Origin of the sequence: Marinifilum fragile (assembly GCF_963677365.1) — a bacterium.
Classification (GTDB): domain Bacteria; phylum Bacteroidota; class Bacteroidia; order Bacteroidales; family Marinifilaceae; genus Marinifilum; species Marinifilum fragile.
Window position 1 is genome coordinate 3,542,008 of sequence record NZ_OY781962.1, and the last position, 24,557, is coordinate 3,566,564.

General features: G+C 35.2%; 15 protein-coding genes. 3 read left to right on the forward strand and 12 right to left on the reverse strand.

Annotated features, from left to right (window positions below):
- Nucleotides 1-79 precede the first annotated feature (79 nt).
- Nucleotides 80-1,360, reverse strand: a complete 1,281-nt coding sequence (locus ACKPCA_RS14135; RefSeq protein WP_321279662.1) for an HD domain-containing protein — start codon at nucleotides 1,358-1,360, stop codon at nucleotides 80-82.
- A 345-nt stretch (nucleotides 1,361-1,705) separates the two neighbouring features.
- Here ACKPCA_RS14135 and rimP point away from each other — a divergent pair, with 345 nt between their 5' ends.
- The 3 genes from rimP to infB all read left to right on the forward strand — a co-directional run bounded on the left by rimP (nucleotide 1,706) and on the right by infB (nucleotide 6,486).
- A complete protein-coding gene (rimP, locus tag ACKPCA_RS14140; protein ID WP_321279663.1) occupies nucleotides 1,706-2,170 on the forward strand; it encodes a ribosome assembly cofactor RimP in 465 nt (154 codons plus the stop codon).
- 20 nt (nucleotides 2,171-2,190) lie between these two features.
- Complete coding sequence (nusA, locus tag ACKPCA_RS14145) at nucleotides 2,191-3,423, forward strand: transcription termination factor NusA (protein WP_218186129.1); 1,233 nt, start codon at nucleotides 2,191-2,193, stop codon at nucleotides 3,421-3,423.
- Nucleotides 3,424-3,492: 69 nt separating this feature from the next.
- Entirely contained in the window at nucleotides 3,493-6,486 is a 2,994-nt protein-coding gene (infB, locus tag ACKPCA_RS14150; RefSeq protein WP_054719560.1) for a translation initiation factor IF-2, read from the forward strand.
- A gap of 478 nt (nucleotides 6,487-6,964) precedes the next feature.
- Here the strand turns inward: infB and gcvH are convergent, their stop codons facing one another.
- From gcvH to ACKPCA_RS14205, 11 genes are all read right to left on the reverse strand, one after another.
- The gene (gcvH, locus tag ACKPCA_RS14155) at nucleotides 6,965-7,339 is read right to left on the reverse strand and encodes a glycine cleavage system protein GcvH (RefSeq protein WP_054719555.1); all 375 of its coding nucleotides are present in this window, start codon (nucleotides 7,337-7,339) and stop codon (nucleotides 6,965-6,967) included.
- A 204-nt stretch (nucleotides 7,340-7,543) separates the two neighbouring features.
- The gene (gene sov / locus ACKPCA_RS14160; RefSeq protein WP_321279668.1) at nucleotides 7,544-15,064 is read right to left on the reverse strand and encodes a T9SS outer membrane translocon Sov/SprA; all 7,521 of its coding nucleotides are present in this window, start codon (nucleotides 15,062-15,064) and stop codon (nucleotides 7,544-7,546) included.
- Nucleotides 15,065-15,109: 45 nt separating this feature from the next.
- Entirely contained in the window at nucleotides 15,110-15,691 is a 582-nt protein-coding gene (gene ruvA / locus ACKPCA_RS14165) for a Holliday junction branch migration protein RuvA (RefSeq protein WP_054719551.1), read from the reverse strand.
- Between the two features lie 143 nt (nucleotides 15,692-15,834).
- On the reverse strand, nucleotides 15,835-16,893 hold the full coding sequence (gene pdxA, locus ACKPCA_RS14170) for a 4-hydroxythreonine-4-phosphate dehydrogenase PdxA (RefSeq protein WP_321279669.1): 1,059 nt from the start codon (nucleotides 16,891-16,893) through the stop codon (nucleotides 15,835-15,837).
- Between the two features lie 179 nt (nucleotides 16,894-17,072).
- Complete coding sequence (locus ACKPCA_RS14175) at nucleotides 17,073-18,512, reverse strand: leucyl aminopeptidase family protein (protein ID WP_321279671.1); 1,440 nt, start codon at nucleotides 18,510-18,512, stop codon at nucleotides 17,073-17,075.
- Nucleotides 18,513-18,644: 132 nt separating this feature from the next.
- Complete coding sequence (locus tag ACKPCA_RS14180) at nucleotides 18,645-19,025, reverse strand: hypothetical protein (protein WP_321279673.1); 381 nt, start codon at nucleotides 19,023-19,025, stop codon at nucleotides 18,645-18,647.
- 3 nt (nucleotides 19,026-19,028) lie between these two features.
- Nucleotides 19,029-20,024 carry a DUF4837 family protein gene (locus ACKPCA_RS14185; RefSeq protein ID WP_054719543.1) on the reverse strand — a complete coding sequence of 332 codons (996 nt, stop codon included), beginning with the start codon at nucleotides 20,022-20,024 and terminating at the stop codon, nucleotides 19,029-19,031.
- A 28-nt stretch (nucleotides 20,025-20,052) separates the two neighbouring features.
- Nucleotides 20,053-21,501 carry a lytic transglycosylase domain-containing protein gene (locus ACKPCA_RS14190; protein WP_321279674.1) on the reverse strand — a complete coding sequence of 483 codons (1,449 nt, stop codon included), beginning with the start codon at nucleotides 21,499-21,501 and terminating at the stop codon, nucleotides 20,053-20,055.
- A gap of 166 nt (nucleotides 21,502-21,667) precedes the next feature.
- Nucleotides 21,668-21,868 carry a twin-arginine translocase TatA/TatE family subunit gene (tatA, locus tag ACKPCA_RS14195; RefSeq protein WP_054719537.1) on the reverse strand — a complete coding sequence of 67 codons (201 nt, stop codon included), beginning with the start codon at nucleotides 21,866-21,868 and terminating at the stop codon, nucleotides 21,668-21,670.
- Between the two features lie 53 nt (nucleotides 21,869-21,921).
- Nucleotides 21,922-23,274, reverse strand: coding sequence for an RIP metalloprotease RseP (gene rseP / locus ACKPCA_RS14200; protein WP_321279676.1), 1,353 nt, complete (start codon nucleotides 23,272-23,274; stop codon nucleotides 21,922-21,924).
- Nucleotides 23,275-23,401: 127 nt separating this feature from the next.
- Nucleotides 23,402-24,550: a 1-deoxy-D-xylulose-5-phosphate reductoisomerase gene (locus tag ACKPCA_RS14205; protein ID WP_321279677.1), complete on the reverse strand. Its 1,149-nt coding sequence runs from the start codon at nucleotides 24,548-24,550 to the stop codon at nucleotides 23,402-23,404.
- Nucleotides 24,551-24,557: the final 7 nt, after the last annotated feature.

The following is a 24,557-nucleotide window of genomic DNA, read 5'->3' on the forward strand; positions in this document are numbered from 1 at the left end:
TCATAAATTCATTTGTGGCTGATTATTTGACAATTACAGAATTCAAATTAAACATTACAAAGCCTTGTGCAATTGCAATTTAATCGCCTAAACTTTTTAGTGTTTCAATATTAATCTTTGGGTAACACAAGTAGAATTTTTTTACCGTTTTCGAAAGCACGTCAATATTCATCATATCCGATGCTTCTGCAATGTCGCATACCGAGCCATCTTTATGAAGGATGTTTATGTGATCATCGGATGTATAAGCATTATTACTAATCATTCCATTAATCACAATAAAATCAAGAGCATGTTCTGAGCAACCAAAATATTCTTTAATGCCTGACCTTACCTTATTGATATACTCATCTGAAAACGGAGTTTTCTGTATTTCAATTTTAAACAATTGACGATCTCGTATACATTTACACAAATACGCAAGAACCTTATCCGAATGATTCGACCATACTTTTATTGAAACCATGATATCATCATCATCCAAGGCTGCAAAAATATCCAATGCATTTTTTCCATCAAGCAAAGCATCTTCACTTTCAAAGGCTTCAATTCCTATTTTGTTATAAAGAAAATATCGTAATGCTGGGGTAGCAAACAATTCCTCGCCTCGTTCGGCTAAATATTTTGCACGTTTTAAGATGTACACCAACATCTCTTCTGCAGCAATCACTGTTTTGTGCAAATAAACCTGCCAATACATCAAACGTCGAGCAATTAAAAACTTCTCTATAGAATAAATTCCTTTCTCTTCTACTACCAAATTATCATTTCGAACGTCTAACATCTTAATAATTCTGGCCGATCCAACAACTCCTTCAGTAACGCCAGAAAAGAAGCTATCACGCCTTAAATAATCCAGTCGATCCATATCAAGCTGGCTCGAAACCAACTGATTTAAAAACTTTTTGGGATACTCATTTTTAAAAATCTTAATCGCAGTATCCAATTCCCCCTCAAACTGTTTATTTAAGCGGCTCATAAACAATTCCGAAAGTTTTTCATGGGTTATACCATTTACTATACTGTATTCTAAAGCGTGCGAAAAAGGACCGTGACCAATATCGTGTAAAAGAATAGCAGCGTGAACTGCTTCTGCTTCTTTATCTGTAATCTCATTGCCTTTTGATCGCAATACCTCAATGGCCATCCCCATTAAATGGGTAGCTCCCAATGCATGTTGAAAACGATTTTGAAAAGCTCCGGGAAAAACCAAATAAGTCAAACCCAATTGTTTTATTCTTCTCAGTCGTTGAAAATAATGGTGCTCCACCAATTCATACGAAATCCCTGAAGGAATATGAATAAAACCATGTACTGGGTCATTTACAATTTTTTTCTTTAGAGTAAATTGTTCTGGCATAAACAAATGAATATTAGTTGTAAACAAATGTATAAAAACCCATTATAAATGCCTACTCCTAAAAATTTCATCAAAAATCATTCATTTTAAAATTCTGTGAGAATTTATGGGAGCAATTTGATAATTATTTAACGGACTGTTTATTATCCATTATTTCAGATCATATTTTTTGAAAATTTGTTGAATAAATATCAAAAAAATTTTCTTTAGCAGTTAGAATACAATAATTTAGGGGTATGCCATTTGTTTTTTAAAACATTTATCTCTAATTTTGCATCGAAAAGTAAGAATAACGTGTACTTTAGGGGGCAGGAAGTCCCCTATTTTATTGACATTAACCGATATATGATTGATAAAAAAATTGTACTTGAAATTGTTGAGAAAGAAATTGCCGACACAGATTTGTTTGTCGTGGAGGTTACTGTTTCTACAAGTAATGCAATTTCAGTAATGATTGATAGCATGGACGGTGTACCTATTAGCACCTGTATTGAGTTAAGTCGTGCAATCGAAAAGAACTTTGACCGCGATGTTGAAGACTTTGAACTTCAAGTAGCTTCAGCAGGAATTGGTCAACCCTTTCAAGTAATTCAACAATACCACAAAAACATTGGGAAAGAAGTTGAAATACTTACCACCGAAGGTGTAAAATACAAAGGAAATTTAATCACCGTAGGTGAAAACGAGATAGAAATTGAAGTTGAAGAGAAGGTAAAAGTTGAAGGTAAAAAGAAGAAACAAATTGTTGTTAATACCCTCAATTTTGCTTTTGATCAAATTAAATCAACAAAAGATATCATTACTTTTTAACAAGTAAACAGCTGAATAACATGAATCTTATTGAGACTTTTTCAGAATTTAAAGAATTGAAAAACATCGATCGTGCTACCATGATGAGTGTTTTGGAAGATGTATTTAGAAATCTTCTTTTAAAAAACTATGGTACAGATGAAAATTTCGATATTATTATCAACCCAGACAAAGGTGACCTTGAAATCTGGAGAAACCGTGAAGTAGTTGCGGATGGAGAAGTAGAAGATTCAAATCTTCAGATTTCTCTTTCGGAAGCTAAGAAGATTGATGAAGATTACGAACTTGGGGAAGAGGTAACCGACGAGGTTAAATTCCTTGACTTTGGTAGACGTTCTATTTTAACATTGCGTCAGAACCTTTCTGCAAGAATTTTAGAATTAGAGAAAGATAATATCTTTAATAACTATAAGGATAAAATTGGTGAAATTGTAACTGGTGAAGTTTACCAAATCTGGAAAAAGGAAATTTTGATCTTGGATGATGAAGGAAATGAATTAATTCTTCCTAAAACAGAACAAATTCCTTCTGACTACTTCCGCAAAGGAGAGTCTATCAGAGCTGTTGTTATTCGTGTAGAGGTTAAAAACAACAGCCCACTTATTATTATTTCTAGAACTTCTCCGGTATTCCTTGAAAGATTATTTGAGCTTGAGGTTCCTGAAATTTTTGATGGATTGATTACCATCAAGAAAATCGTTCGCATACCTGGTGAAAGAGCAAAAGTTGCTGTTGAATCGTATGACGAAAGAATTGATCCAGTTGGAGCCTGTGTTGGTATGAAAGGTTCAAGAATTCATGGTATTGTTCGTGAATTAAGAAACGAGAATATTGACGTGATTAACTTCACTGCCAATAAACAATTGTATATCACAAGAGCTCTTAACCCTGCAAAAATATCTTCTATCCAAATTAACGAAGAAGATGCTCGCGCAGATGTTTATTTGAATCCAGAAGAAGTATCATTGGCAATTGGTAAAGGTGGTTTAAATATTAAACTTGCTAGCCAATTAACCGGATACGAGATTGATGTATATCGTGAGAAAACAGAAGAAGAAGCTGAGGAAGATGTAAATCTTTCAGAATTTACTGACGAAATCGAAGCATGGGTTATCGATGAGTTAAAGAAAATTGGTTGTGATACTGCAAGAAGCGTATTGGAACTATCAGCTGAAGAACTAGAGAAAAGAACTGACCTTGAAATAGAGACTATTAACGAAATTTTAGATATTTTTAGATCCGAATTTGAATAGTAAGATTTTTTAAGAACAGTTCCTCACAAATTATTGAAAACGGCACATTTTAACAGTTAACTTCAAAATATGGCAAAAGTCAATCAAAATAAAAGACTTAGTAAACTAGCAAGAGAATTCAATGTTGGAATATCTACCATTGTTGATTTTCTGAACAAAAAAGGTATTGAGATTGATTCTAATCCTAACACCAAAGTTTCAGATGATGCATATGATATTTTGGCAAAAGAGTATAGCTCTGATTTAAATCTTAAGAAAGAATCAGAGAAAGTAAATTTGAAAAGTACCCGAGAAAAGAAAGAAACTGTTTCTATTGATCCGAAATCGGAAGAAGGTACAAAAGAAGCAACTGTTGAAAAAATTGAAGAAGAAGCTCCGGCAAAAAATCCTGTTAAAGTTGTAGGTAAAATCGATTTAGATGCGTTAAAACCTAAAGCAAAACAAGAAAAAGTAGAAAGCGAAGCTCCTTCGAAACCTGAAGAGAAACCTGCTAAAGCAGAAGTTCCTAAGGTTGAGGAAAAACCTCAGACCGTTAAAAAAGAAGTAACTGAAAAACCATCAGAGCCGGCTACGCCTGCTAAAGATGCTCAAACTGTTAAAATGGAAAGCCCTAAAAAAGAGGAAGCAGCTCAAACCGAAAAACAAGAAAATAAGGAAGAGCTTAAAGTAGTAGGGAAAATTGATTTAGATTCTTTAAATCAGAAAACAAGACCTGCTAAAAAGACAAAAGCGGAGAAAGAAGTGGAGAGAAGAGAAAAGCAAAAGTCAGCTCCTCAACAAAAGCAACCTGCTAACGAACAAACTCCTGAGTCACCAGCTCAAGAAAAACCAGTAGAAAAAGAAGAAATATTTAAATCTTCTACTCAGAAACTTTCTGGTCCTACTGTTATTGGTAAAATTGAATTACCTGTTGAGAAGAAGTCTACCAACAAAGACAAACAAGGTCTCCAACAACGCAAAAAACGCAAAAGAATTAAAAAGGATAGCGAAAAAGTTAATGTTGGTAATCAGCAAGCTGGACAACAAGGAAGACAGCAAGGTGCTCAACAAGGAAAACAACAAGGCGGTCAGCAAGGTAGCAGACCACAAGGAAAACAGCAAGGTGCTCAAGCTAACAAGTTCAAAAAACTGAAGAAGAAAAAAGCAGTTAAAAAGGAGGTTAGCGAAGAAGATGTACAAAAGCAAATTAAAGATACACTTGCAAGATTAACTTCGAAAGGTGGTAAATCGAAAGGTTCGAAGCACCGTCGTGAAAAAAGAGAATTGGCGAGTGCTAAGCAAGCTGAATTGGCTGAACAAGCTGCAGCAGAAAAGAACGTATTGAAGTTGACCGAATTCGTTACTGTTAACGAATTGGCAACAATGATGGAGGTTCCGGTAACCAACATTATTGCAACTTGTATGGGACTTGGTTTATTTGTATCGATCAACCAACGATTGGATGCTGAAACCATTGCCATTGTTGCTGATGAATTCGGATATAAAGCTGAATTTGTAAGTGTTGAATTACAGGAAGCCATCGAAGAGGAAGAAGACAAAGACGAAGATTTGGTTGAACGTCCACCGATTGTTACGGTAATGGGTCACGTTGACCACGGTAAAACTTCTCTTTTGGACTACATCCGTAATGCAAACGTAATTGCCGGTGAGGCCGGAGGTATTACTCAGCACATTGGAGCATACAATGTAGCATTGGATGATGGAAGAAAGATTACTTTCCTTGATACTCCAGGTCACGAAGCCTTTACAGCGATGCGTGCTCGTGGTGCTCAAGTAACCGATATTGCAATTATTATTGTTGCTGCCGATGATAACGTAATGCCACAGACAATTGAGGCAATCAATCACGCAAGTGCAGCAGGTGTACCAATCGTATTTGCTATCAACAAAATTGATAAACCTGGAGCTGATCCTGAGAGAATCAAAGGTGAATTGGCCAACATGAACTACTTGGTTGAAGACTGGGGTGGTAAATATCAGTGTCAGGAAATTTCAGCGAAGAACGGTATCAATATCGAAGACTTACTGGAAAAAGTATTGCTTGAAGCTGAATTGTTAGAAGCCAAAGCAAATCCAAATAAACGTGCGGTTGGTTCAGTAATTGAATCATCGCTTGATAAGGGGCGTGGTTACGTTACTACTTTATTAGTACAAGCAGGTACTTTGAAAGTGGGTGATGTATTACTTGCAGGTAGCTACACTGGTCACGTAAAAGCAATGTTCAATGAACGTGGCAACAGGATCGACACAGTTGGTCCATCTGAACCAGCATTGATTCTTGGTTTAAATGGTGCACCACAGGCTGGTGACAACTTCAACGTGATGGAAAGTGAGAAGGAAGCTCGTAACATTGCCAACAAACGTGAGCAGTTACAGCGTGAACAAGGACTTCGTACTCAGAAGCACATTACTCTTGATGAGATTGGTCGTCGTATCGCAATTGGAAACTTCCAGGAGTTAAATGTAATTGTGAAAGGTGATGTGGATGGATCTATCGAAGCTCTTTCTGACTCATTAATTAAACTTTCTACTGAAGAAATTCAGGTGAATGTTATTCACAAGGCGGTTGGTCAGATTTCAGAATCGGATGTGATGCTTGCAACTGCTTCGAACGCAATTATTGTAGGTTTCCAGGTACGTCCTTCAGTTGGAGCACGTAGATTGGCAGAGAAAGAAGAAATTGACATTCGTCTTTACTCAATTATCTACGATGCAATCGAAGAGTTGAAATCAGCAATGGAAGGTATGCTTTCTCCTGAAATCAAGGAAGAAATTGTGGCAACTGTTGAGGTTCTTGAAACTTTCAAAATCTCTAAGGTTGGTACCATTGCCGGATGTATCGTTCGTGATGGTAAGATCAAACGTAGCTCTAAAATCCGCCTGATCCGCGACGGTATAGTAATCTACACTGGAGAACTTGGTTCGTTGAAGCGTTTCAAAGACGATGCGAAAGAAGTTCTAAAAGGTTACGAATGTGGTCTGAATATCGACAAGTACAACGATATAAAAGTTGGCGATATGGTAGAAGCATTCGAAGAAGTAGAAATACAAAAGAAATTGTAAATATCAATTCAATTATATTTAAAAGCAGTCCATATGGGCTGCTTTTTTTGTTCCAAGGAAATGATCAATTCTTATTCATGGGAAAAGCAAGTGAGTCGTATAATTGATTATTTAAATATTATAAGCGACACACAGGACACCTTAAAGGTTTTAGCATTGGAACATTTCTTTTAATCAAGAATGTTTTTTGTGCTCCGTACAATCCTTCAGTCCTTCCTGACCATCCAGTAATGTCAGATTTCAATATGGGAAACCTTACCTCTTGTCCGACAAAATCATTTTCTTGTGTTCGGGAAAGATTCAGCCAAGGAGTTTTTTAAGTATGGCTTTACAAATGGAGTCAACATTCAGCCTGAATTTAACGACTCATTTCATGACAAAAAGTTTCTCTTAATAATCGGAGCTTCCTTCAACTTTTAATAAACAAAAAACCCTCACACAAATTGTGCGAGGGTTTCTCTATATTTTCAGAATACTCTTATAGTAATTCTTTGTAAGCTTCAGCAGAAAGTAATTCTTCAAGCTCAGTAGCATCATCTAATTTGATTTTGATGATCCAACCTTCACCATAAGGATCAGAGTTGATTAGATCTGGAGCATCTTCCAACTTCTCGTTGAATTCCAATACTTCACCAGCAACTGGCATAAACATGTCAGATACAGTTTTTACAGCTTCAATAGTTCCGAATACTTCTTCTTTATCTAATTCTTCGCCTTCAGTTTCTACTTCAACAAAAACGATGTCTCCTAGTTCTCCCTGAGCGAAATCAGTAACACCAATAAAAGCTTCTTCGCCTTCTACACGTAACCACTCGTGATCTTTAGTGTACTTCAAATTTTCTGGTACATTCATGATAGTATGTTGTTTTAAAAGAGGTTTATAAACTGCTTCAAATTTACAGTTTTTTTTCAATAATAAAATACCCGCAATTGAGTAATTGCATTAATGATTATATGAGTTTTATCAACTTCTAGATCAATATCATACAATAAACCTATTTAATATTAATTCTTCTATAAATATATTCTTGCCTTTTAACTGCTCTTAAACACTTTATTAATTCGCTAATGTAAATCTTATACTAGCTCCAAATTCTGTTGTTGTTGTAGGATAAGAAAGTGATACATATGGAGTATTCACAATTCTATCGTAATACAAGCGCAAATTAAATCGATTACTCAAAACATAATCTGCACTAAACTTTAAGGTAACCACCTTTTGACCAGAAGTTAATTGATCCACCTCATCAACAATTTTTCGGATAATGGTACTGTTTTTACGAACCGATAAATCTGCTCTTAAATTCAAGTCTGAATTGTATTTCTTCTGACGAGAACCAGATCCAATAATCATTCCGAAATTATCAAATCGATATCCCATACCAAAAATTAATTCGTTCGAAGCTACTTCGGTTAGCTGGGTATTCGAAAGACTTAAAATTAAATTTCGGGTACGTTTAATTTCAAAACTAGTTGAGAAATTGTTTTTCCAGATCATGTCGACATTAATCAATGGATTAAATTGCTCGTTTATCGATATTGAATTTACATCGTACAAATTGTAAAAATTACCTGAAATCTTATTGATTTCAAGAAATCCATCTTCATCAACTTCTGCAGCTAAGTTTGTTGTATAGGAACCTACATCATAAGTTGATGTGTATGCATGACTTAAGTTAATAGATTTGAAATAACGTCTGATAAATGGAATTTTAGACAAACCTTCAAATGAAACTCTCCAGTTTGGTTTCATTTTCGCAATACCTGGGAACAATTTGTTAAATCCACTTCCTGCATTTCCATAGGCTTTAAGGAAAGCAGGAATTAGCACTTCCTGAGAAGTTGCAGTAAATCCTTTGTAAAATCCTGTTCCTTCATCATTAGCATCCTTAATTTCTTCATCCTGATATGATGCGCCATAACGCTGCTGAGCTAACCTTAAAGATTCAAGCTTGCGATTTTCCAAGAATTTATTGAAATACTCTGATGAATAATCACCTGTATTGCCTATGGTAAAAAATGCCGATTTTAAACTTAAGAAACTCATGCTAAAGTTCCCTGATTTTACAAGATTCTTATTGTTAAACCTATCGGTTTCCTCGTCGTAGATATAATACTCGCTTCTATTTCTTGAATAATTTCTATTGGCAGTAAGATCAATTTTAAATCCTTTAAAAGGTTCAATCGTACTGCGAATTGAAAAATTTTGAGTATGACTCATCACATATGGATCATTCATTGTTGGATCTTTTGTAATCCAACCTTTATCAGCAGCTTTACGTGCAAAGTTTTTATCCTGCTGACCTGTTAAGAAACTAAATCCAGGTGCTTTTGTACCATTATATGATTCCCCACCAAAGTAATTTGTTTGTGGCAAATATCCAGGTAGAGTTGTAGAGTTAATTTCAGAATAGTTAACACTGATATTTCTAACACTCATTAAAGTTCTCAGGAAGTTTTCTCCAATAACAGCAAATACGTTATCTTTCTCAGAAACTTTTCCTGTAATACGAACCCTAACATCCTTAACATTACGAGATGCTGTTATTTTGGCACGATTTCCAGTTACAGGTTTCACCTTAACTTTTATCTCTTTTCCTAACTTGTCATAGGCTCTAACAGTAATATCCTCTGTCATTAATTTGTGATAAATGGATACAGCTTCTCCTGCTTTCAATTCATCAACTTTGCCTTCGTAATTAACTTTCTTATATGATTTTGTCTTCTTTTTATACTTGCGATTTGAATTGTATTTACGATTGATGTTCTTTAAAATGCCAACTTTATCATACAAACTGGTCATTTTTAATTGACCATTCAGTTGAATATTATTTGAATTTCGAACGGTATTCCCCAATTCAATTGTATCAGCTGTAATTGCTCCTGCATTCCAATCGTAAGCTCCAGAGTAGCGTGCATTAAGTGAAGTCCAATTGAACAAAGGAATCTTATTAATCGGTACCGTATAAGTCACATTAAACTTATGGTGATATTTAATATTTCGCCCTCCATCCATTAAGTTATTCCAAATCGAATCTTTCCAAACTTCATAAGCATCACGATCTCTGTGTTTGTCAACCATTCCATCTGGTTCATCGATACGTGAAGTATTTGTTGCAGAAAAATCAAACTTTAAACCTTTCGTTAGGTTGTATTTAAAGTCATAATATCTGTACCAAATAAAATCTTTATCGTATGATGGATCGATCATTAATCCTGGCTCTTCAATATTACGTTTTTCTATTTCATGATAGTAACGTTGTATATCTGAACGGAAAGACAATTGAGTTGGCAAATAATAAAAGTTAAAATCTTTCAACAACCTAAACATAGGCTTCTGGAAAGCTTTTACCTTTTTAAAAGGCTGAACTATTTTCGGACGCTCAGTATAATTATAGCTAAGTACACCTCGATAATTTTTCTCCAAATCTCGAACCGTATTCACATCTCGCGAATAAGTTTCATTATATGAGTAGGTCATCGACAAATTCGAAACATCTAGTAATTTCGCTTTACCTTCCTTCTTTTCGATTCGAACATTGGTAAGGTTAAAACTTTTGCGTTTGGTATACTCCTGCGAAATATGCTTGATAGAGTCTCTTTCAGATTTTGAGTAGGCATTCTCTAATGCTACATCCAAAGGAATATCCGGATCTAATGGATTATACTCCGGACTAATTGTTTCTTCGGAAATTGCATAGTACATTGGAATTCGCACTCCAGACTTTTCTGGGAAGAACTTTCCTAATTCTAAACTCGCAGAAAAATCATATTGGAAAATATCATCCTTATAACGCTCATTAACGCCATCTTCTATCCCTCCAAAACCAGAAGTAATTTGACTTCCAGACCATGTTACCGTACCCAAGTCAGCCAACTTGGTGGTTAATCTCAAATTTGCAGCCCAACCTCCATCTTCATTAAAATCAGTCAGACGCAATTCATTCATCCAGACTTCAACTGATTTTGGTTGAGTATCATCATTTCCTGTGATATCTTCAAGTGGGTTTTTAATCCCTATCATTATGGTTCTCACATTGGCGAGATTCGGATTACCTTTAATTCGAACTCTATGTCCTTCCTTTGTAGGATCATTATCGCTGGATAAATCATTTACAGCAGCGTCATAAACAGTAAGGTAATCAACGCTTGAACCCGCTGACCTCATAGCATCATTACGTATTTGCTTAATGGTTTGGAATAACCTTAATTTAAAGTCAAACCTATTCTCATCCGGCCAAACTACTAACCTGTCACTTTCACTATCCCCATTATACACTCCCGGAGCAGTTAATTTCAGAGGAATTTCATATTCATAGTAGTTATCCTGATAATCTGATCCCAATCGGATAAAGGCTGTAAGTTCATTATCCCTTAGAGGCAAACCACTAATTTCTTCGGCATGAACATCCATTTTTAGCTTTCCATATTTACGAACATCCATACTAAGTGTTTTGTAAGCTCCTTTTCCTTTTCCATTCTCAAGGTCAGTAACTTTTAATAGTATGGCTTGCTCATTCAGCTGTATTAGTTGCGGATTACTAGGATCTACAACTCTATCGATTCCTGGAGGAAGCACATAATTTACCGGTTCTTTCGAGGCATTCTCTTCAATATTAATTGCAGTAATATCAAAGTTAGCATCCGAAACTACAGCATCATCTTTATCTTCGTTTAAAGCCTGCTCATACTTTCTCCAATCATCACGAACCAAATCCAAAGTTGCAAAACGCAAGATTACATCTTCTTCAAACCCCCTCAAAAACATCCTCATAAAACGAATCGAGGTAAAGTCAGAGATATTACCAAATGTTCCTTCTACCTTATTAACAGGTATCTTAAACTGATACCAGTCAACAGTTCCTTGTGTTCCATTTGCTAAATCAACGGTACTGGTAATCTTGTCTGTAATAAAATTCTTTCCAACTTCCATTTCTGTTGGCGCAAGATGTACACGGTACTGATAGTAGGCTTCCGTTTCACTCAAAGTATTATCATGATTGATATCCTCAACATCAGGAAGTGTAGTTGCTGATGTTGGATATGGTTCAGCTGATAATTCTGCTGTAGGTGAATTTCCTTCCGGTCCGTTATATCTTTTGTATCTTTCCAAAATCCCAACTTTATCAGCATCATAATCACTTCCTCGGAAGTAATGATAATCATCACTCGATGGGTCATTTATTGCGTTGTTGTAAGCACCTGAACCAGTTCCTAAATTGGCTGATAAACTAATGGCCTGAATGTAATCCTGAAAGAAACTTACCTCGTCCTCTGTATTCATTCCATCCAAACCAACATCCTGATATTTTCTTGATTCCGTATTGTTGTCAAACGCATTTACCAATGATTGGATTTTTGGAACACGTCCCCAAACTGTAGTATCAACCAAGGTAACATTTTCATCTGTAGGCAATCCATTCTCGAATGATTTTCTTGAGTCACGTAAAATATCCTCTGAAACATTACCCAGGTTAAAATACAAATCTCCTCCTTTATGTGTCTCATCATACACAAATGGATCCATCATCCAAAACTCAATGTATGCAATATTTGCAGCTTCAAAATCGTTGGTTTCTATTCTTCTCATGATACCACCCCAACGAGTTTCCGGCTCTCTCAATGTTCCATCTGGATTCATCCCCTGTGAAATTCCAGCTTGTCCATCTACATCGTAGTTATATGGTCCTTTTTCATCAGGGTAATAAGCAAGATTTAGCACCGATATATTGGTTGGTACACCAGATGCTCTTTCTTTATTCGGCCAAATTTCTTCTTCGAAAATCTCACGAACAAAGTGATTCGATTGCTGTTCCTTATCCGCCTTTATGTGTCCCGGTGTAGCCGAGTTATTTCTTAAAAACAAGGGGTCAATAATATACCATGCCAATTTTGCACGGTTAAATCCATATGCCAAATCTTGATTTAAATTTCCTTCTTTGAAAAGCTCCTCATTGTTTTGCGGTGTACTGGCCAAAACCCAAGAACTCAAGCTCTTCATATCTATAGAAGTCTGAGTTCCTTCAAAATCATCAATGTAAGCCGTACCTGAACTACCAATTGATTTGTTGTGTCCTGGTCGTAATTGTGCAAATTCACCTTCAACCGAGATTTTCGATGGTTCTTTTGTCTCAATAAATGGAAGTTTATCAATCATTCTGGTTAAAAACATCGATTCTGTTTGATAACTTCCATTTAATCCCCAAATGGTATTTGATATTGGTTCATCACCAATATTCACCTTCTGAGTTAATGGCTGCTCGGACAAGTGCATTACCGTTGCTCCAAGATTAAAATTATCATTAACCTGATAATCCATTTGAACACCAAGAAGTGTTTTGGTTTGAATATTAAACAGTGAATTGTTTTCCGATTCTATACTAATTGGAGTGTTTGACTCCAATAAACTTTGGTTGATAATTTTTACTCGACCTAAGGTATAATCAACTGTATAATCAATATTTTCAATCAGTTCTCTTCCACCTGCCTTTACCCTTACCGATCCTGGTTGAACATTTAATGCATTCAATGAAATTTCAGAACTCGAGGACGATTTGTAACTACCCTTTAAAGAGTATTTATTCTTTTCTGCTATCTGCTGGGCTTCATTTTGTGTTAATTTATACAGGTCTTCAAACACATATTTATCTGCAATAGCATCATTCCCAATCTTCTCTCTTAAATAAGATCCAAAAGGTTCAATAATTGGAAATATAACTCTACCATTATTACTGTAAATGGTAATACCATTAATATAATCGAACATCCCATCAGAACCAGGATCTAGTTGGGAATTCAACCTGTCCAAATTCATAACTTTCAGCAAAATCTCATTTTTGATATCTCCTTCGGGCAAATAATTCACTTTTGTTCCTGCCTGATCGTTCTGAAACATGATGTTCAAAACAAAATCTTCCTGATTCACCTGGTAAGCGCCAATGTTATAGATATTCTTCATCATCAGCTTCCAAGTTGGCATATTAGGACTAAGGTTGGTACCTTTCAAAAGTTTCATTACCAAAGTTTGCGGAGCACTAACTCCGTCTGCGGTAAATTCACCAACCCGGTAAACTTGTCCTCGGTGGGTATATTCATAAGCAACTGCCAAAATTTCATCAGCATTTAGAGCTTGGTTTAGCGATATATACCCCAACTTCTCATTAATTGTATATTCCGAAGGCGAAAGTTTACGCGCATTTTCTATTTTCTCATAGTCTGTACCATTTGTAAATCCAGGTGCCAAAGATCCCAGCGTTCCCGTTACCTGATTGATATCTCTAATGCCAGAATAGGTCTCAGTCATTTGCTGATATGCATTATTTAGGTCGTTATCTGGTAAAACTCCTGTTCCTGTTTGGGAAAAGAGTGTGTTGCTAATATTTGCAGCACTTTCACCAATATCCACAAAAGCAACAACATTTCTAGAATCCTGAAAATTAGAGCTTTTATTGGTTACCCACACTTCAACCTTATTAATCGACACTGCCGAATTGATAACAGGTAAATTCTCCAATGCTTTATTGTAGGTATCGTAAAAATACTTTGACAAGAAAAAGTGACGGTTCGCTTCGTATTGATCAACTGAGATCTCAAACTCATTTTTTTGCGCACCATTTTCCAGATTAACAACAGCAGTTTCACCTTTTTGTTGAGAAAAAACAGAAGTAACGCCTAATTTTCCAAATTGCATTTGAGTTTTTACTCCAAATAAATTCTGACCACCTGTAATCAATGTATTTGAAATAGGCATGGAAACATTACCTGCTTCTACCTTTTTGATAATTTCGTCTTCATCACCAGTATATTCCAAACGCATCTGGTTTTCGAAATCAAAAGTAGCCTCAGTGTTGTAGTTCACATCCATCTTTAACTTCTCTCCAACTGTACCTGTAACGTTCATTTGGATTTTTTCATCAAAGTCAAAACTGGTTGTCTTTCTCAAATTTTCCGGTAAAGTTGGATTTTCAACATTGGTAGTACTGATTCCAAATGTTAACTCTGCCGATCCTTGAGGTTTAATTTTTATTGTATTGCTTCCGAAAATCTTATCAATAAACTGTCCACCAAAATTCATATCAGGAACCAATTCATTATTCCCTCCTGCACCTTCGTTTCTGCTTCTTTGCATCCAGTAATCGCGAATGGAATTTTCTGCAACATATTGTTCATATTCTTCGGCTGTCATGGTAATTGCACGACGGTAATTCATATCACCAATGGTTTTTACCAAAATGTAATTGCCAGTTTCAGGATCGTACTTGATAGAAGTTTTAATGTTATTCGGATCCTTTAAATACAATGGCGATTGCAGTTGCGAATCATATTCAAGATTAGCATTTTCATCGTCAAACGGATAACGAAGAGAATCATTCTTTGCGTTTGGATTATCCTTAATAAAAGGTGATCTTGAATTTATAATCCTTTTATTTTTATTTCCTGAACGCAGGATTGTGTCTTGCTGTTGAAATGCACAAAATTCAGAATCAACCTGATATGCATTAACCGGTTGATTACTCTTTATTACAAAACAAAATATTACCAAACAGAGACTTAGGCTATATTTTAATAGTTTTTTCAATTAAGTTAGATTTCCTTAGGTTAGTAAAGCAAATACGTTCTTAGTTTACAATTGTTTCAGAGCTAATTTTATTAAATCCTCAACACTTGAAGTTGGATTAGCAGTATAGATTTTATCAACCACTTTATATGCAGCATTCTTTGCAAACCCCAACATCACTAAAGCAGATAACGCTTCTTCTTTGTTCGTATTGTCTTGAGGAAGTGAAATTTCTAATATCTCCGATTCTTTACCTAGCTTATCCTTTAGCTCAATAATAATTCGTTGAGCAGATTTTGCTCCAATACCTTTTACTCCTTGCAAAGTTTTGGCATTATTCGACAAGATTGCAGTTTGAATTTCGACAGGACTTAAGGATGAAAGCATCACCCTGGCAGTATTTACACCTACTCCAGACACAGAAATTAAATGACGAAAAATTTCTCTTTCCCTGGTGTCTATAAAACCGTATAACATATGAGCATCCTCACGAACCACCTGATGAAGATACAATTGAACCGTTTTATGCCCAGATAACTGGCTGTATGTATTTAATGAAATATGAATAAAATATCCAATGCCATTATTTTCTATAATAGCTGATGTTGGTGTTAAGTCGGCGAGTTCACCTTTAATGTACTCAAACATAAATTAAGAATTAGATTATTCTGGAATTTAAGGTTTTTAAAATATGCAAAATTATGCAATTTTAATAATGAAAGATAGGCTTTTAACAAAAAAAGAAAGAGCGATTAACACTTAACCGCTCTCATTATAATTTTGTTAATTCTTTATTGTACGTTTTTCATATTTTCGGCAGGCTTAAGAGGGTCTTTACTTATTTCCTCGTACATGCGTCTGTTTTTATAAACATCCATTGCCAAATACAATGCCTCGCGGAAAGAAACTTCCGAAGCAACATTTGTTCCAGCTATAGAATAAGCAGTTCCGTGAGCTGGTGAAGTTCTTACTTCCGAAAGCCCTGCCGTAAAGTTTACTCCTGAATCAAAAGCCAATGCTTTAAATGGAGCTAAGCCCTGATCATGATACATTGCCAAAATCGCATCGAATTTTGTATAATCATCCGAACCAAAAAAGCCATCCGCAGGGAATGGTCCTAAGGCCATAATTCCCTTCTCTCTTGCTGTATCCAGAGCAGGAATAATAACATCTTGTTCTTCTGTACCAATTAATCCATTATCTCCAGCATGTGGATTTAAACTTAGTACGGCTATTTTAGGTTTTTGAATTCCAAAATCTTTTAGCAATGATGCATTCAAAATTTCTAACTTTTCTAGAATTGCCTCTTTGGTAATTTTTTCAGGAACTTTTGAAATTGGCACATGACCAGCAACTACTCCAACTCTAAGTTTACCACTTAGCAATAACATTAATGATTTTCCAGACTCCAATTTGGCTTCCAAATATTCTGTATGTCCAGGAAACTCAAAATCTTTTGACTGAATGTTCTTTTTGTTTATTGGTGCAGTAATTAAAACATCAATTGCTCCTTTCTTTAAATCTGCAACAGCAGATTCCAATGCTTGAAAAGCAGACGTTCCAGCAGCACTTGTAGATTTTCCAAGCTCAACTTTAATATTCTCATCCACACAATTAATAATATTCGCACGCTTTGGCTGAGCCTCATTTGCCTCTTTAATATTATTCAAGCTAAAATTATCGATGTTTAGTGCTTTACGATGATAAGCTGCAACTTTTGGCGAGCCATAGATAATAGGAGTACAAAGTTCCAACAATCTATTATCCATTAAGGTTTTAATGATTACTTCGTAACCAATTCCATTAATATCACCGTGAGTTATTCCGACCTTTATTTTGGTATTCTTCATGAGTTAAGATATTTAGTTTGGTATGTGCTACTTGTGAAAATCAAGTTTATCACATCCCAAACGGTATTAGAACTTATTCAGTTCATAAATGCAAGATATTGTATCCCAAATGAAAACTTAGCTTGCAACTACAAAAATAGAAAGAATCCCTTAATCCTAACTATCTTTTTAATGATTCCTTATGATTGGTAATTTTTTATAAAATCGTACAACAAACGCACACCAACCCCTGTGCCTCCTTTTCCTCGGTAATTGTCAGTTGCACCAAGGAATGCAGGACCTGCAATATCGATATGAACCCAAGGATAGTCCGTAAAGTGTTCCAGAAATTTTCCTGCGGTTATTGCTCCTCCATCGCGACCACCAATATTTTTTAAATCTGCAATGTCTGATTTTATTAATTCTCCGTATTCTTCCCAAAATGGAAACTCCACCACTCTTTCGTAAGTTTTGTTTCCTGAAGTTTTTAGCTCTTCCATCCTGTCAGCACTTTCTTCATTCCCCATGGCAACAACACCATATTTGCCAATTGCAACTGCAGCAGCTCCTGTTAAAGTTGCCAAATCAACTACAAATTCCGGATCATATTTTTTTGCATAACTTAAAGCATCGGCAAGAATTAATCTTCCTTCTGCATCGGTATTCAACACCTCTACACTTAGCCCATTATGCATTTTAATAATATCGCCTGGAGCATAAGCATTTCCTCCCGGACGGTTATCTGTAGCAGGAATTAAACCAATTACATGAACAGGAAGTTTTGCTTTTGCAATTGCATATAAAGCCCCAGCCACCGAAGCCGCTCCTCCCATGTCCGATTTCATTAAATCCATGCTGTCTTTGGTTGGCTTCAAACTCAAACCTCCTGTATCGTAAACTATTCCTTTTCCAACAAAAATTACCGGATTTGCATTCTTGGCATTTTCAGGTTTCCATTCCAAAATCGAAAAAGTTGGTTCATCAACGCTTCCCTTATTTACAGCCAAAAGACCTCCCATTTTTAGGCTTTGAATTTTAGTCTTTTCAAAAACTTCCACACAAAAACCTGATTCATCAGCCATTCTCTTGATCTCCTCGCTCAATTTTTGAGCAGTTAGATAACTTAAAGGTTCATTTACCAGATTACGTGCATGTTTTACTGCTTCACATACTGCTTGCAGCTCTTCAATGTCTTTTTCATCCAGCACATCACTCTGAACGTGAACTTCGGTAAGACAATGCTTTATTTTTTTAGGATCCTTTAGATACTTGATAAATTGATAATTGCTTAAAGACAATCCTTCAAGTATTGGTAAAATTACTTCTTTGTTCAAAGAGTAATCAACAACCACAAGTTCTGAAATTTTACTTTCCTGAATTTTTGAATGAAGAGAGTTGCCAAGCTTTCTCATTTTCTCATAATCTTTGTACATCAACTCTTCTGTTGCACTTACATGTACAAAAATTTTTCTTGTATATTGATTGATTTCTATTAATAAATCTTCATTCTCAACCTGCTGAATAAGATACTGAATTTCATTTTCGGCAAGAGGAAGATTTTTATAATTTTTAAGGCTTGTCAAGTAGAACACATTCTTTGTTTCTACTGAAATATTCGGTGTAAGTAAATCTATGTTCATGTATTACTGTTTAATATGAAAAGATTTTTGTATCAAAACCAATTTTGAAGTTAAGTAAAAATACTAAAAATCTTTTCTTTGCTTCAAATCTATCCAAAAGAAAAACCGTAGCTCAGAAGCTACGGTTTCCGTTTATAATTTATCTGGATTCTCTTTAAAGTAATTTCTAATCAGAACTTTTTTCAACTCTCGAAGAATAACCAGTTCGGCAAGTAAATCTGATTTTGGCACATCTGGATATTGAGCCTCAGCTTGCATAATTTGCTTTTCACTTAAATCAATCTGATAAAGTAATAAAACCAATCGATGATAATCTCGATCCAAAAGCCAAATTAGATGTTCCTTTAATTGAGAAAATAATTCCTCATATGCATAATCCACTTCGCCCGAAAACTGCACTTCCAAACCAAACTGAGCAAAATCTTTCTCAATTTGCGCAGCAACTTGTCTTATTATTTCTTCGCGATTGCGATAAGGTTCAATGCTTAAGTTTTTATAATCAGGCAAATTCATCTCTTATTTATTAATGTTTTGGTATGAATACATAATTGCTTCCAACTCACGCAACATCTCACGTTTATTGTTGTTAGGATAATAAACGTAAGAATCCAAACAGATTACTCTATTATTTTTCTCATCTAGAAAGGTTACACTCACAAATGGTCCTCCCATAAAATCATTCTCCACTTTCCAAAGTCCACGAGTTTCATAGGCGTAGTTCCCTTCAAAATCAAATTGTCTGGAAATAATTGGATACGACATTTCTGTTCCCATATAACTTCCTTCTGTAGGCCCTGGAACATATTTTTTTAATAAGTTGTTTCTTCTCTTAATGATCTGATCTTTTGAAAACAAATCCTCTGTAAGATAGTCGTAAGAATATATAAACATTCCCTGACTGGTTGTTGGAGTTTCATTGCTTATCCATAAAAAATCAGGCTCATCTTTATTAATTTCATAACCAGCAGGAAACGAAAGTGTAAATTGATACTTTGATTTTAATTTCTCGAAAATTTCCTGTACTACATTTCTTCTAAATGTTTTGATTTTTCTATTTCTCTCACCTAAAAGAAAATAAGCTACAATCTTATTTCTGTTCTTTTGTAACAACTCAATCATTGACTGATTGTCTTTTGCTTCAATTTTCATGAATGATTGAGTCTTGGCATATAGTTCATCCTTAACAGCAAGGTTGTTTTTTTCCACTTTGGCAGAAACTCTAAGATCTAAGATACTACGGTGAGTTTTAAACATACTACTGAAAGCATTATGATTAATATGAATAATATCTAGAACAGGTTCATCTTGTGGCAATCCCAATTGAGTGTCATTAAGAACTGATCTTAGCGTATCGCCAACAGAACTATCCCACAGTGCGTTGTTTATCAAAACCAAAACCTCACCCGAACCTCCAGTTACGACTGGTCTTAATCCTTTTGTTGTCTTCTTACAAGATACTGCACTTACAATAACGAGCGCACAAAGAAGCGTTATATTTATTATTTTTTTCATAATTAGATGTTTATTTGGAATTCAATTATTATTCGTATTGAACTATTTTTAATACCATTCCTGGCTCTACTACATTAGATTGATTCATATTATTTACCTCAACCAAATCCTTAACAGATTCTACCTCGAACCTATTGGCTATTGATTGCAAACTATCTCCTTCTTGTACCTCATAAAGCAAAAATTTACTCTTTTTCAATAGTGGATCCCTTTGTGGTTTTTGGGATATTTGCTCCGATGGTTTTACCCAAATTTTTAATTGTTGACCGATATAAATATCATGATTCTTCATGTTATTCCACTCCATAATATTGTGTGTGGTGCAAGAATAATTCATAGCTATTTTATGAAAATACTCTCCTGCTTTAACAACATGATATATCATATATTTTCCTTTGGTGGAAGAAAGCTCCTTTTGCAATTCAAGATACTTCTTGGGTTCATCCTTCATTGAATAAATTTCTTCTTCATTGTCTATAAACAAACCAATCTTCTCAACCGGAAGAACCAATTGAGCAGGTAATTCACCTGCAGGAATTATATCTTTTTTATAAATAGGGTTTAATTTTTTAATCTCTTCAACAGGAACACCAAGTACTGCCGCAGCATGCTTAAATGACACACTCTTCTTTACATTAACTGGTGCTACACGGAAATAAGGATATTGATTTGGAGTTGTAACTATATTGTGCTCTCTGCTATAATTCAAAATATAATTTGCAGCAATAAAAATTGGCACATAGTTTCGGGTTTGTTGTGGTAAATATGGCGATATTTCCCAAAAATCAGTCTTACCTCCAGAACGTTGAATTGCTTCACGCACAACTCCTGGACCACCATTATAGGCAGCAATTGCCAATTGCCAATCTCCAAAAATTCTATGCAAATACTGCAAATACTTGCAAGCTGCCTCCGTTGACTTCTCAGGATCCATTCTTTCATCAACATAAGAAGTAACCCTTAAATCAAACATTTTACACGAATTGTACATAAACTGCCACAAGCCTATCGCCCCCGATCTAGATCTTGCTTTTGGGTCCAAAGCCGATTCAATAACCGAAAGGTATTTGAGTTCCAATGGCAAATCATATTTGTCCAAATACTCTTCAAAAATTGGAAAGTACAATTCCGAGCGCTCAATTATTTTTCCGGTTTTCTCGCGATGACGAACTGCATATGCTTCAATAAATCGGCGCACAACAGGTTTATAATCCAACTGTATCGGTGTCAGATCATTTAAACGTTTCATTCGTTCTTTGTATATCTCATCTGAAAAAACAGGAATATAGTTTGCATCTAAAATTTCATTCTCTGGAAGGGTTTCTTTTAATATCTCATCAGTAAAATGCATTAGTCTTTGGTTGACTTCTTCTGTATTTTCTGGCTTCTCTTTTTGTAGAATACTAAATAAAGATTGAGCAGAGACAACAGAACTGCCTAAAAGAGACATCAACAAAACAAGTATGAAATTCTTCATGCAAGTGAGCAGTTTAAGGTTTAGGGATTTCTAAATTCGAATTGAAAATAATTAATTTACAAGTAGCATCCAAATGATTTTACAAGTTTTAAACTAATTTTTTAGTTGATGTGATTTTATTAAATTCCGACATTAAAAAAAGGCAGGTGAACTACCTGCCTTTTAATTATTTTTCTAACGACTCTTTATCTTTGTTATTGTCCTTATCTTGGTCTTGATCTGTAGCCTTTTTAAATTCTTTCATTCCTTGACCAAGTCCCTTCATTAATTCTGGGATTTTTTTCCCTCCAAAAAGAAGTACGATTACAAATACAATTATTACGATTTGCCAAGGACCAATCATTCCCGCTATTACAAAAAGATTCATATCAGTTGAGTTTTAGTATTTACAGTGCTAATATAGTATTTTTAATGTAATAATTACCAATTGGATACCCATTTCACCACATCATTGGCATTTGCGAAAATAAGTAAGCCAAATAATAAAACCATTCCTGCAACCTGAGCATACTCCATAAACTTATCGCCTGGCTTTCTTCCTGTAATTATCTCATACATCAAGAATAACACATGCCCACCATCTAATGCTGGGATTGGTAAAATATTCATTATAGCCAAAATAATAGAAAGAAATGCAGTTAATTCCCAGAAAGCATGCCAATCCCAAACGGATGGGAAAATGCTTCCAATGGTACCAAACCCTCCAATTGACTTGTATCCCTTGATATCTTTATCGAAGATTAAACCAAATTGTTTTAGGTAATCATTTAGTTTTTTAAATCCTTTTCCAATACCAGCAGGAATAGCTTGTGCAAAAGTATACTCTACAGCTTCGTACTTAAATCCGCTAAGATCTAACAAAGGTTGAAAACCTATTAAGCCTTTATCAGTTGTAGTTAATTTTAAATTTAACTCCTGATTGTTTCTTGAAATTAAAACATTAATCTCTTTGCCTGCCTGGGTAGTTAGATATTCTTTGTATTCATCGAAATAGGTAAAATCAACTCCATTTACACTTACGATCTCATCATCTTTCTGCAAGCCAGCCAATTTAGCCGGTGAATCTTTAGCTACTTTTCCAACTTTCATTGGGTGAAATGGATAACGCAAACTAATCGTTGGATCAACACCAAATTTTTTGCTGCTTCGCTCAATTAAAGCTGGAATATATGATGCAGGGATTGCAACATCCAGATTTACCCCATCGCGAATCACCTGAATTGATGAAGGACGATTAAGAATAATCTCTGGCATGATTTGAGAAAACCTCTCTACTTTTTGATTATCCAGGGCAACAATAATGTCGCCATCCTTCAAGCCTATACTTTCAGATAATGAATCACAAACAATACCGTACTTTGCATTTTCAGCTGGCAGATATTGTTCGCCCCAAGCAAATAAAACAGCGGTGTAGATTACAAATGCCAAAATGAAATTTACCAGTACTCCACCAATCATTATCAATAAACGTTGCCAAGCTGGTTTTGATCTAAATTCATATGGTTTTGGAGGCAATGCCATTTGTTCCTTATCCATCGATTCATCAATCATTCCGGAAATTTTAACGTATCCCCCTAGAGGAATCCAACCAATACCATATTCTGTCTCTCCTTTTTTAAATTTAAAAAGTGAAAATCCAGGATTAAAAAACATATAAAATTTCTCAACCCTTGTTTTGAACAATTTTGCAAATACAAAGTGTCCTAACTCGTGTAAAACCACAAGAATAGACAAACTCAATAAAAACTGTCCTATTTTAACCAATACATCCATTCAAATATCTATTTGTAACAAGTAATAGATCAAGAGTAAATAACTCTCATAACCATAAGGTTTTTCTACTTGCTAATTATTAATTACTAATTGTTAATTTCTAAAGGCTGCCTAAGATAATTATTTTTTACAATATGGTCTCCGTTAATCTTCTCGCTTCTGAGTCGGATAAGACATAGTCTTCGTAGCTTGGCTTCTGAATAAAACAAGTTTTATTCATTACTTCTTCAATGATATCGCTCATTTGTAAAAACCCAACTTGACCTTTTAGGAAAGCATCTACTACAACTTCATTTGCAGCATTAATTATACATGGCAAATTGCCACCTTTATTCATAGCTTCGTATGCAAGAGCCAGGTTTCTAAAATTCTCTGTATCGGCAGGAGCAAAATTCAATTCAGGATAATCTAAAAAATTAAAGCGTGGAAAATCAGTTTTCAATCTCTTTGGATAAGTAAGAGCAAATTGAATTGGCAATTTCATATCAGGCAATCCCATTTGTGCTTTCATCGATCCGTCCTGAAACTGAACAATGGAATGAACGATTGATTGATGATGTACTATCACATCCACCTGATCAGGACGAAGATCAAACAACCATTTCGCTTCAATAGCTTCAAAACCTTTGTTCATCATACTTGCCGAATCAATGGTAATTTTAGCTCCCATATCCCAATTCGGATGCTTCAATGCTTGCTTGGCAGTAACATTTTCAAGGAATTTTTTATCTCTACCTCTAAATGGGCCTCCCGAAGCCGTCAGGTATATTTTCTCAATCTGATTATCGAATTCTCCCAGTAAACATTGAAAAATTGCCGAGTGTTCCGAATCAACAGGGTAAATACTTACACCATATTCCAATGCTAATTTCTGTATGATATCACCGGCAACTACTAATGTTTCCTTATTTGCCAAGGCAATATTCTTTCTGGCTTTAATGGCATTTATCGTAGGCAACAATCCAGAATAGCCAACCATTGCTGTTACTACAACATCAATAGCACCCATTTGAACTACTTGGGCAATGGCTTCATGACCAGCATAAACTTTTATTGGCTCATCTTTTAGAGCCTCCACAAGCTGAGGATATTTCTCTTCGCTGGCAATAACAACAACATCAGGTTTAAATTTCTTTGCCTGTTCTATTAATAATTCTACCTGATTATTCGCAGTTAAAACATCTACAACAAATTCATCGGGATTTGCTTCTACCACTTCCAATGTTTGGGTTCCAATGGAACCCGTCGATCCCAGAATAGCAATATGCTTACTCATTAATAAT